The following is an 11,691-nucleotide window of genomic DNA, read 5'->3' on the forward strand; positions in this document are numbered from 1 at the left end:
GATATTCTCTCAAATTTACGCAATCTTGAAAAATTTTAAATTCTTGATTTTTAAGCTAATTTTATATTTTTTCCATGTTTATTTAGATACCTTTTTATATTCCTGATCGTATCCTAAATGTTTAATTTTGAATATCTTTTTAAATTCGCTTCTTGCTGGTTTCATTAAATAAGAAATAGAATCAAGCTTTTTTGCTTTTATTTTAGTTACAGAATCAAGCTTTTTCAAGTCTTTTAGATCATAAAGATTTTTAAATTTGAGTATATTTTTATCAAGCGAAATAAATCGAATTTTCCAAAATATTGAATCTTTTCTGCTCAAAATTAATTGTCCGTCAATACGTTTTGCTTTTTGATAAAAAGAAAACCTAAATAGCGTATCGATATTTTTTTGAACTAACTCTATCGAATCTCCTTTTGGAAACATGTCATAGCAATATTTTGTATCCTTTACCATTAATTTGCCATCAACAATATCACAATCAGCTTTTAGTGAATCTAATTTAAGCTTATGAATTTTGAATTTATAAAAGTATTCTTCAAGAATTCTATCTTCTTCAATTCTGATAAAAGTCGAATCGTTATTGACATATAATCCTCTGAATTTATTCGGAAAACGATCCAACTCAGCATCATTATCAGGTTGCGGATTTTCAAAATAAAAAACTGCACAACCATCTACGCATTCTGCTGCTGCATCAGCCTTTTTACAAGAAATGATTAATGATATTACCGCAAAAATTAAAATCAGTTTTTTCATAACTCCAATTATTGATAATGACAAAAAATCCCTTTATCATAAACTGTCCACAAACTCGCCTTTTGATTCGCAGCTTTTAAAGCATTATTTGCCCAAGTATTGCAGGTATTAAAAAGACTGTAACTTCCTTTTGCTTCATAAAAAGCATCTTTTTTTCCGTAGCTGTGACCTTCAATCCATTGTGGATGAATTGAATCTGTGAAACTATTTGAAATATAATTGACTAAATTTTGATAATTTTCTTTTGAAACCAGAATGCGTTTGCAGTCGTCGCCTTCTCTCAATTGTTTAAAAAATGTGGTATGCATAGCTGATGAACTCACTCCAAAAGCCGCTTTGAATGCCGTACTTGCTTTTAAATCTGACCATTCTGGAGTTTCCAGATAAAAGCCTTTGTCACCCCAACCGAAAGCAATATAATTCATTAAAGAATCTTTAGATTGAGTTTGGCTGAATTGAATTTCATTTCGCCAATCTTTAATTTCGTTTTTTACAGGAACTACAATATCTGTATGAACACCGTTTGAGAGAATGTAAATTGGAATCGCATTTTGTTCTTCAACTTTTGCAATATCTGAATTCACTGTGATTTTGGAAATAATCAAAACAGATGAAATGTACAAAGCAAGAAAAGTGAAAAATCCGAAGAGTGTCCAGCCTAGAAATTTGAAAGATTTTTTTAGCATTTTGATTGGTTGATTTTAGATTAGTAATTGGTTAATTTTTCTGTAACCAATTTTTAAGCCAAAAATTTTTAATGTCCAATTCTAACGATAAAAATGGTACGCGGATTTTACTGATTCGCTTTCGCGAAAGCGCGAATTTAAACGGATTTTATTCTCATTTTTAGACATAAAAAAACTGCTGAATCTCTCCAGCAGTTTTAATCTTTATTCTTTGTTCTTTACTCTTTCTTCTAAAAAAAAGATTAAACGTTGAAACGGAAATGCATTACATCACCATCTTTTACAATATATTCTTTTCCTTCTACTTTGAATTTACCAGCTTCTTTTGCTTTTGCTTCAGAACCGTATTGAACGTAATCTTCGTATGAAATAACTTCTGCACGGATGAAACCTTTCTCGAAATCAGTATGGATAACTCCTGCTGCCTGAGGCGCTGTAGCTCCAATGTTGATTGTCCAGGCACGAACTTCTTTTACACCAGCTGTAAAGTACGTTTGTTGTTTCAATAATTTGTAAGCTGCACGAATCAAAACTGATGCTCCTGGCTCAGTTAATCCCATATCTTCTAGGAAAACCTGACGCTCTTCGTAGCTTTCTAATTCTGTGATATCAGCCTCTGCTCCTACTGAAAGAATAATTACTTCAGCATCTTCATCTTTTACTAATTCGCGAACTTGGTCAACATATTTGTTTCCGTTTACAGCTGAACCTTCGTCAACATTACAAACATATAAAACTGGTTTTGCTGTAATTAATTGGAAGCCTTCCATCAAAACTTCTTCATCATTACTTTGAGGAATAATTGTTCTTGCTGATTTTGCTTGTAAAAGAGCTTCTCTAATTCTGTTCAATAAAGCTTCTTCTGTCTGAGCTTCTTTATTTCCTGTTTTTGCAGCACGTTTTACTTTTTCTAAACGTTTTTCGATTGTTTCTAAATCTTTTAACTGCAATTCGATATCGATCGTTTCCTTGTCACGAATTGGATTTACGTTCCCGTCAACGTGAACAATATTATCATTGTCAAAACAACGTAAAACGTGAATAATAGCATTACACTCTCTAATGTTTCCTAAAAACTGATTTCCAAGACCTTCACCTTTACTTGCACCTTTTACTAAACCAGCGATATCAACGATATCAACAGTTGCCATTTGTACACGCTCTGGTTTTACCAACTCTTCTAATTTGTTGATTCTTGGATCTGGAACGTTTACAACACCAATATTAGGTTCGATTGTACAAAACGGAAAGTTCGCACTCTGCGCTTTTGCATTAGATAAACAATTAAATAATGTTGATTTTCCAACATTTGGTAATCCTACAATTCCTGCTTTCATCTGTTTGTTTCTATATTATTTATTCGACCTTTTATGCTTCGGCCTAAAACATTAAATATTGTGTTTTAATGTTTTGTAATTTAAATGTTCTTTTATTGATTTCTGCCAAAATGATATTTTTCGGCTTTAAAATTTTGCAAATATAAGATTTAATAGCTCTTGCACGAAGTAAAAATGTTCAATAATATAATTTTAAGGCTAATCTTAAAAATTTTTAAACATTTAATTAAATTTTTGTTAAAAAATACTACTTTTATAAACTAAACCAATGAAAAACAAACCAAAAAACCAAACTACGATGAAAAAAATTGTTTTATTATTATTTCTACTAAATACAGCGTTTCTTTTTGCACAAAAAGAAGTCTCAGGTGCTGTGAAAGATAAATCGGGTGCACCACTACCAGGTGTAAACGTTGTAGAAAAAGGAACCACTAATGGCGTTTCAACTGATTTTGAAGGTGGCTATGTCATTAAAGTAAAAGAAGGCGCAACCTTGGTTTTTACTTATGTAGGTTATGCAACTGTTGAAAGACCGGCTTTAAGTGGAAAAATTGACGTTACACTAGACGAAAGCGGCGGGCAAGTTTTAAGCGATGTAGTAGTTGTAGGTTCCAGAAGCACTAAAAGAACCGTTGTGAATTCGGCTGTACCTATTGATGTAATCAATGTAAAAGATGTTACAACTCAAAGTGGTAAAATCGAAATTAATCAACTATTACAATATGTTGCTCCATCTTTCAATGCCAACAAACAATCAGGTTCTGACGGAGCTGACCACGTTGACCCGGCTTCTTTAAGAGGTATGGGACCTGACCAGACTTTAGTTTTGATTAATGGAAAAAGAAGACACCAATCTTCTCTTATCAATTTATTTGGAACTCGTGGTCGTGGAAATACAGGAACCGATTTAAATGCAATTCCAGCTTCTTCAATCAAACGAATTGAAATTTTGAGAGATGGTGCAGCCGCACAATACGGTTCTGACGCTATCGCTGGAGTTATTAATATTATTACGAATGATAATGTAAAAGAATTAACTGGTTCTGTTACTTATGGCTTTTTTAATACGAATGCAAAAGGAGATTTTCTACCAGGAACACCAAATACTGATGGTTTCAGACTGGATAGAAAAGGTTTTGGAAATTCGTATGGAAAAGACAAATCTTTTGACGGAGAATCGTTGAAAATTGCGGCAAATTATGGAATTTCGGTAGGAAGCAAAGGCGGTTATGCCAATTTTACTGGAGAATTTATTAACAAAGACAAAACATTAAGACCTGCTTACGATTTCAGAAAAGGTTTTGGTGATGCACAAATTAGAGGCTTAAATTTCTTTGGAAATTTTTCTCTTCCATTGTCTGACAAAACAGAACTTTATGCTTTTGGCGGTACTAATTTTAGAGATACTGATGCATACGCTTTTACAAGAAATGATGGAGAAAGAGTTGTAGAAGAAATTTATCCGGGTGGTTACACTCCAAGAATTACTTCACATATCACCGATAATTCATTGGCTGCAGGAATTAGAACAACAACCGGAGGCGGATGGAAATTTGACTTAAGTAACACTTTTGGAAAAAATAAATTCGAATACGATATTAAAGGAACTTTAAACGCTTCACTTGAAGCAAAATCTCCAACAGAATTTGACGCGGGCGGACATAGTTTGCTTCAAAATACAACCAATTTTGATATTTCTAAAAACTATGATGATATCATGGATGGTTTTAATATTGCTTTTGGAACAGAATTCAGAGTAGAAAAATTTGAAATTTTTGCCGGTGAAGAAGGTTCTTATACTACTTATGATACAAACGGAGTTCCAATTACTGATCCAACAACTCAAAGTGCACCGATTGACCCAATTTCTGGAAATCCGAGACCTGGAAGTTCACAAGGTTTTCCTGGATACAGCCCTGCAAATGAGGTAAATGAAAGTCGTACCAATTTCTCTTTATATACTGATGCCGAATTAGATGTGACCAAAGCTTTTATGGTAAGTGGTGCTGTTCGTTTTGAAAATTACAGTGATTTTGGAAGTACTGTAAACGGAAAATTAGCATCAAGACTTAAAATTAATGACCATATCAACTTAAGAGGTTCTGTAAGTACAGGTTTCCGCGCACCTTCATTGGCTCAAATTTATTATAATTTACGTTTTACTAACTTTAATGCGAGCGGTGCTACAGAAGTTCTTTTAGCTCCAAATGACAGCCCGGTTACAAAAGCTTTCGGAATTGAAAAATTAAACGAAGAAAAAGCAGTTAATGCCTCTTTAGGTTTTACAGCAACTTATGGAGATTTTACAGCAACTGTTGACGGATATTATATTAAAGTAAAAGATCGTATTGTTCTTACTGGATATTTTGATGCAAGTTCACTGAATCTTGGTGTTTCTGAAGCTCAGTTTTTTGCTAATGGTGTAGACACAAGTACACATGGTTTAGATTTGGTTTTTTCTTGGAAAAAAACATATGATTTCGGAAATATTGGAGCAACTTTAGTTGGAAACATTAACGATATGAAAATTGATAATGTAAAAAATGGTTCTCTTGATGCTGATACTTTCTTTGGAAATCGTGAAAAAGCCTTTTTATTGGCTTCTGCTCCAGATAGCAAATTTGGTTTAAATCTTACTTACGCTAAAAATAAATTTGACGGAGGTTTAGCATTTACGCGTTTCAGCAAAGTAGTTTTAGTTGATTATGCTGATGAAGAAGACGTTTACAATCCAAGATTAGTAACCGATTTGACTTTAGGCTATAGAATTTCTAAAAACTTAAAAGTAAGTATCGGAAGCAATAACTTATTTAATGTTTATCCAACTAAACAAGACGAACAAGGCAATACAGAAGCCGGAGGTTACTGGGATGCGGTTCAAATGGGTTTCAGCGGAGCATATTACTACGCAAGACTTGGATTTAATTTCTAATAGAAAAGGGATTCGACTTCGTTCAGCCTGACAATATTTTGAATTGTATATAACAAAAAATCCTGAACAGATGTTCAGGATTTTTTTATGCTTAAATACTAAAATTAAAGTTTAAATTCTAATGAATCTACTATAGCTTTTTCTTCATCAGTAGGAGTAAATCCAGATATTTCCCAATAATTGGTCATAACTTTATTCTTTTTATTGAAAAGCGACTTTTCTTTAAAAACATCGCTTTCCTTATAAGTGAAATTTTGTCGGTTAAAAAAAGTTGTAACAAAGTTATTTCGCACCTGAATATTTTTAATGTGATCTTTTAAAATAAGATCATAAGCAATTTCTTCATTTGAACTCAGTAAATAATAATTTTCCCCGTCGATTCTATAATTAACTTTAACAATCGATCTGGTCACATTTTTTGAACCTACTTTTGTTTGTTCTTCAACCTGAAGCAAGTTTTGCGGTGTAATTATAATACTAAATTCAACAATTAGTTTTTTTACAGGATCATAAATAACTTCAAAAGTATCTAATGCTTTTTTTGATTTATCCCGAGGCGTGATTGCCATTATGTAATAATTTTTATTATTTGGATGACCCCGCGTAATAAAATCATATTCTTTTCTGGTTTTAGAATCTAAAAGAGGATCAAAATATTTCAAATTACAATAATTCTCCATGATATCATTCAGATTATAACCTTTTAAATCTTCGCTGACATCGGTATCAAGAAGTCCATAAGAACGGTTTTGCTCTACTAATAATGTTGTAGTTGATTTTTTCTGATTTGCCGTAAATTGAAAATTTACTAATCCGTCATTATAATACGAATATTTATTGTTAAGCATAAAAAACTCTCTTACAAATACTTTTAATCTGTAAGACGAAGCTAACTTTTGTCTTGAATTGACAACAATTTTTTGGAGGATTTTTTGTGGATTTTCTTTAGAGACTACAATTTCATCTAATTTAGTATTGTTACTTTTAAGATAAACCACAAACATATCTGGCTTCAAAGGTCCCCAACGAAGTGTTATTTTTTCATAATCGGTTTGAGTAACTTCAAGACTTGAAGATCCGCTTAGCATAAAAGTTACCTTGCCGTCGGCATTGCTTAATAATGTCTGCTTTGTTTTCATGATAAAAACGGTAGCATTTTCGATAGGCAATTGCGTCTCAATATCTTTAACAACAATCGAATACTCTGCATTTTGTGCAAAGGCGGCAAAATTAAATAATACAATAAATAAAAGTACCAGTCTCCTCATAGGCTGTTTTTAGAATATTATCATCAAATTAACAAAATAAATCATTAAGTTACAGTATTTTATAGAATAAAAATTAAAAATATACGAAAAATAAGATAAAAAAAATCCTGAGTACATTACTCAGGATTTTCAAAATATCTAAATTTAAATATTCTGAATATTATTCGCCATGTAAAAACGCTTGTCTATTCAACAAAGTTTCTTCATCTTCTACGTGGTTATCATCTGGTACACAGCAATCAACAGGACATACAGCAGCACATTGAGGTTCATCATGAAAACCTTTACACTCTGTACATTTTCCAGGAACGATATAATAGATTTCATCAGAAATTGGAGTTTGTGCATCTTCAGCGTCAACCTCAGTTCCGTCAGGTAAAACTACTTTTCCTTTAAGGCTTGTTCCGTCTTTATATCTCCAATCATCTGCTCCTTCATATATTGCTGTATTTGGGCATTCTGGTTCGCAAGCCCCACAATTAATGCATTCGTCAGTTATAATAATTGCCATCTTTTTCTTGATTACGTGTTAAAAGTTATAGGTTTTACGTTAAAAATGCCAAACATTTTAATCGGCTTTGCCTTATAACTTAATATAGCTTATTTTTGTGCAAAATTACAATCAAAACAATTCATAAGCAAACATTATGACATTAGAAACAAAAAAAAGTGTTTTTGTTGAATTAGGAAAATTTTTAGGTCAGTTCTCGGAAAAGGAATCCGCAAAAAAATCTGACGTTTTATATAACGACATTTTTTTTGATGATTTTGAAAATCTGATTCATTTATCACAATCTCATAATGGCTGGTACACGCCAGAACAGGTTTATTTTGCTCTAAAGTCCTGGGCGGAAGCTTTGACTGTAGAAAACATTGACAAATGGCTTTCGCAATACAAAGCTGAATTTGCTCAGAATGAAGGAAAAGAAAAAACAGTCGCTTTGATTTTGGCCGGAAATATTCCATTAGTTGGGTTTCATGATTTTTTATCTGTTTTAATTACAGGAAATAAAGCTTTGGTAAAAACTTCTTCAAACGATCAGCATTTGCTTCCTTTTTTGGCAAAATATTTAATTGCTGTTGATGAAAATTTAAAAGATAAAATCACTTTCGTAGAAGGAAAACTGGAAAACTTTGATGCTGTAATCGCAACCGGAAGCAATAATACGGCTCGTTATTTTGAATATTACTTTAAAGATAAACCTTCTATCATCAGAAAAAACAGAAATTCTGTTGCTGTTTTAAACGGAAAAGAAGCTAAGGAAGATTTAGAAAATTTGGGTGAAGATATTTTCAGATATTTCGGATTAGGATGCCGAAATGTCTCCAAACTTTTTGTTCCAAAAGGATATTCGTTTGATGGCTTTTTTGAAGCAATTTTCAAATATCAGGATGTCATTCATTATGAAAAATACGCTAATAATTATGATTACAACAAAGCCGTGTTTTTAATGAGTAATTTCAAATTATTAGATAACGGATTTTTGACTATTAAAGAAGATTCGAGTTATGCCTCTCCTATTTCGAGTGTTTTTTATGAATTTTATGAAAATATTGAAGATTTACAGTCGCGTCTTGAAACTGATTCTGAACAAATTCAGTGTATCGTTAGCAACGATTTAATCGAAAATAGCATAACATTCGGGGAAACTCAAAAACCTCAATTGTGGGATTACGCAGATAACGTTGATACTATAACGTTTTTGTTAACAACAAAGTAAAAATATGTTTAATTATTTCGAATAATTTATCGCTTTTTCGTCTCCTATTGCCGAAATTTGCGTCTTTAAAATTTTCGACTATTAACAACAACCATGAAAAAACACAACTACAGCGCAGGACCAAGTATTTTACCTCAGGAAGTTTTTGAGAAGGCATCAAAAGCAATTTTAAATTTTAATGATTCAGGATTATCTATCCTTGAAATTTCGCACCGAAGTAAAGATTTCGTTGCTGTTATGGATGAAGCTCGTTCCCTTGCTTTAGAATTATTAGGACTGCAAGGAAAAGGATACCAAGCTTTATTTTTACAAGGCGGTGCAAGTACTGCATTCTTAATGGCTCCTTATAACTTGATGAAAGAAGGCGGAAAAGCTGCTTATTTAGATTCAGGTACGTGGGCAACTGCTGCTATTAAAGAAGCTAAGCTTTTTGGAGAAACTGTTATTGTAGGATCTTCAAAAGAAGACAATTATACTCATATTCCAAAAGGTTACGAAATTCCTGGTGATGCTGATTATTTCCACTGTACTAGTAACAATACTATTTTTGGAACTCAAATGCACGAATTCCCTTCAACTTCTATTCCGGTAGTTTGCGATATGAGTTCGGATATTTTTTCACGTCAGTTGGATTTCTCTAAATTCGATTTGATTTATGCTGGAGCTCAAAAAAATATGGGACCTGCAGGAACGACTTTAGTTGTAATCAAAGAAGAAATTTTAGAGAAAAACGGAAGAACAATTCCGAGTATGTTAGATTACGCTAAACATATCAAAGCAGAAAGTATGTACAATACTCCTCCTGTATTTTCAGTTTACGTTTCTTTATTAACATTACAATGGATTAAAGAAAAAGGCGGAATCGCTGCTGTTGAAAAATTAAACAACGCAAAAGCAGATTTGCTTTACGCTGAAATCGACAGAAACCCATTATTCAAAGGAGCTGCAAATGTTGAGGACCGTTCTAAAATGAACGTAACTTTCTTATTGAACAATCCAGAGCACACTGAAACTTTTGACGCTTTGTGGAAAGCTGCAGGAATTTCAGGATTGCCAGGACACCGTTCTGTTGGCGGTTACAGAGCTTCTATCTACAACGCTATGCCAATTGAAAGCGTTCAGGTTTTAGTTGATGTAATGAAAGCATTAGAATCTAAAGTTTAATCGTTTATCCGTTTAATCGTTAATTTAATTAATTGTTTAAACCTTAAATGCTTCCTTTAAAATATCAAAAAAGAAAAATCAAATAGCTGGTTATCGATTAAAACATTAAACGATTTACCAAATAAACAATAAACACACAATGAAAGTATTAGCAAATGACGGAATTTCTAAAAGCGGAATTCTAGCCTTAGAAAAAGGTGGATTTGAAGTTATAACTACAAAAGTAGCTCAAGAACAAGTAGCTAACTATATTAATGAAAATAATGTTGACGTAATTTTAGTTCGTAGTGCAACTAAAGTTCGTAAAGATATTATCGATGCTTGTCCTGGAATCAAAATCATCGGACGTGGTGGTGTTGGAATGGATAACATCGATGTGGATTATGCTAAAAGCAAAGGAATTCATGTAATCAATACTCCAGCTTCATCTTCAGAATCTGTTGCTGAGTTGGTATTCGGTCACTTATTCTCTGGTGTTCGTTTTTTACATGATTCAAACAGAAATATGCCTCTTGAAGGAGATTCAAACTTTGACGGTTTGAAAAAAGCGTATGCTAACGGAACTGAATTAAGAGGAAAAACTTTAGGTATTGTTGGTATTGGTCGTATCGGACAAGCTACTGCAAAAATGGCTCTTGGTTTAGGAATGAAAGTTATTGCTGCAGATAGTTTTATTCCTGAAGTAGATGTTAAAGTTGAGTTTTTTGACGGACAATCTATCACAACTAAAATCGTTTCTCAATCATTAGAGTCTTTATTCAAAGAAGCTGATTTCATTACATTGCACGTTCCTGCTCAAGATGGTTACATCATTGGAGAAAAAGAACTTGCTATCATGAAAGACGGCGTTGGAATCGTAAACTGTGCTCGTGGTGGTGTTATTGATGAAGTAGCTTTAGTAAAAGCTTTAGATTCAGGAAAAGTTGCTTTTGCTGGTTTAGACGTTTTTGAAAGCGAACCAAAACCAGAAATGGCAATCTTAATGCACTCTAAAATCTCATTGACTCCACACATTGGAGCTGCAACTGGAGAAGCACAAGACAGAATTGGTACTGAATTAGCATCACAAATTATTACTTTGTTAAGCTAGTAATTAAAAAATAGATTATCTTTAAAGGGATTTACTACTTATTTGTAGTAAATCCCTTTCTTTTTTTATTAATTTTGGTGTATAATTTAAACCCTTAAATATTATGTTTGAACAATTAACCCAATTAGTACAACAATACGGAGGCGATGCTGTTGTAAATAATGCCGCTGTCCCAAATGAGCATAATGAAGCTGTAATTGGCGAAACCAGCAATTCTATTTTTGAAGGATTAAAAAAGATTGTTTCTGAAGGTGGAACCGATCAAATTGCGGGATTATTTAATGGAAACTCACCTATTGACAGCTCAAATCCAGTCGTACAACAAATTCAGCAACAATTAAGCGGAAACCTTGGCGAAAAATTTGGTTTAAGCAGTGCCGATTCAAATGGAGTTGCATCCAATTTGATTCCCCAGATTTTAGGTTCATTAGTGAATAAAGCAAAAGATCCTAATGACAGTAGTTTTCAAATTTCTGATATTATAAACTCGATTTCCGGCAACAGCGGACAAGCTTCAGGAATAATGGATACAATTTCTAAATATGGAATGCAATTTGGCCTTGACCAAAACAGTGACGGAAAAGTTGATGTAGCAGATGTTCTTGTTGTTACTAAAAGCAAAGGAGGCATTGCCGGTTTTATTGGTAAATTGTTTGGAAGCAAGTAGAGTTCCTAAGATTCTGAGACACTAAGATTCTAAGATTTTTGTTTTTATCTAAAATATACAAAAGCTG

At 32.8% G+C, this 11,691-nt stretch carries 10 protein-coding genes; 5 read left to right on the top strand and 5 right to left on the bottom strand.

Features of this window, described 5'->3' with window-relative positions:
• Positions 1-78 precede the first annotated feature (78 nt).
• The 3 genes from ACNFIH_RS05235 to ychF form a co-directional block, all read right to left on the bottom strand.
• The gene (locus ACNFIH_RS05235) at positions 79-759 is read right to left on the bottom strand and encodes a hypothetical protein (protein ID WP_426485782.1); all 681 of its coding nucleotides are present in this window, start codon (positions 757-759) and stop codon (positions 79-81) included.
• Between the two features lie 8 nt (positions 760-767).
• Positions 768-1,445: a TIGR02117 family protein gene (locus ACNFIH_RS05240; protein WP_426485783.1), complete on the bottom strand. Its 678-nt coding sequence runs from the start codon at positions 1,443-1,445 to the stop codon at positions 768-770.
• Between the two features lie 242 nt (positions 1,446-1,687).
• The gene (ychF, locus tag ACNFIH_RS05245) at positions 1,688-2,782 is read right to left on the bottom strand and encodes a redox-regulated ATPase YchF (protein ID WP_115886584.1); all 1,095 of its coding nucleotides are present in this window, start codon (positions 2,780-2,782) and stop codon (positions 1,688-1,690) included.
• Positions 2,783-3,080: 298 nt separating this feature from the next.
• Here ychF and ACNFIH_RS05250 point away from each other — a divergent pair, with 298 nt between their 5' ends.
• The gene (locus ACNFIH_RS05250; RefSeq protein ID WP_426486714.1) at positions 3,081-5,714 is read left to right on the top strand and encodes a TonB-dependent receptor; all 2,634 of its coding nucleotides are present in this window, start codon (positions 3,081-3,083) and stop codon (positions 5,712-5,714) included.
• A gap of 104 nt (positions 5,715-5,818) precedes the next feature.
• On the opposite strand, the gene ACNFIH_RS05255 is transcribed toward ACNFIH_RS05250, so the two are convergent.
• Both ACNFIH_RS05255 and ACNFIH_RS05260 read right to left on the bottom strand, forming a co-directional pair.
• Positions 5,819-6,982, bottom strand: a complete 1,164-nt coding sequence (locus tag ACNFIH_RS05255; RefSeq protein ID WP_426485784.1) for a hypothetical protein — start codon at positions 6,980-6,982, stop codon at positions 5,819-5,821.
• A 160-nt stretch (positions 6,983-7,142) separates the two neighbouring features.
• Positions 7,143-7,493, bottom strand: coding sequence for a 4Fe-4S dicluster domain-containing protein (locus ACNFIH_RS05260; protein ID WP_035648673.1), 351 nt, complete (start codon positions 7,491-7,493; stop codon positions 7,143-7,145).
• Positions 7,494-7,629: 136 nt separating this feature from the next.
• On the opposite strand from ACNFIH_RS05260, the gene ACNFIH_RS05265 reads away from it, so the two are divergent.
• From ACNFIH_RS05265 to ACNFIH_RS05280, 4 genes are all read left to right on the top strand, one after another.
• Positions 7,630-8,703, top strand: coding sequence for an acyl-CoA reductase (locus ACNFIH_RS05265; RefSeq protein WP_426485785.1), 1,074 nt, complete (start codon positions 7,630-7,632; stop codon positions 8,701-8,703).
• A 93-nt stretch (positions 8,704-8,796) separates the two neighbouring features.
• Positions 8,797-9,867 (top strand): 3-phosphoserine/phosphohydroxythreonine transaminase, encoded by a 1,071-nt coding sequence (serC, locus tag ACNFIH_RS05270; RefSeq protein WP_035648680.1) that lies wholly within the window; start codon positions 8,797-8,799, stop codon positions 9,865-9,867.
• A 139-nt stretch (positions 9,868-10,006) separates the two neighbouring features.
• Entirely contained in the window at positions 10,007-10,957 is a 951-nt protein-coding gene (locus ACNFIH_RS05275) for a D-2-hydroxyacid dehydrogenase (RefSeq protein ID WP_035648683.1), read from the top strand.
• A 103-nt stretch (positions 10,958-11,060) separates the two neighbouring features.
• A complete protein-coding gene (locus tag ACNFIH_RS05280) occupies positions 11,061-11,624 on the top strand; it encodes a DUF937 domain-containing protein (protein WP_035648686.1) in 564 nt (187 codons plus the stop codon).
• The last annotated feature ends 67 nt before the right edge of the window (positions 11,625-11,691 follow it).

Source organism: Flavobacterium sp. 2 (assembly GCF_049949195.1).
Taxonomy (GTDB): domain Bacteria; phylum Bacteroidota; class Bacteroidia; order Flavobacteriales; family Flavobacteriaceae; genus Flavobacterium.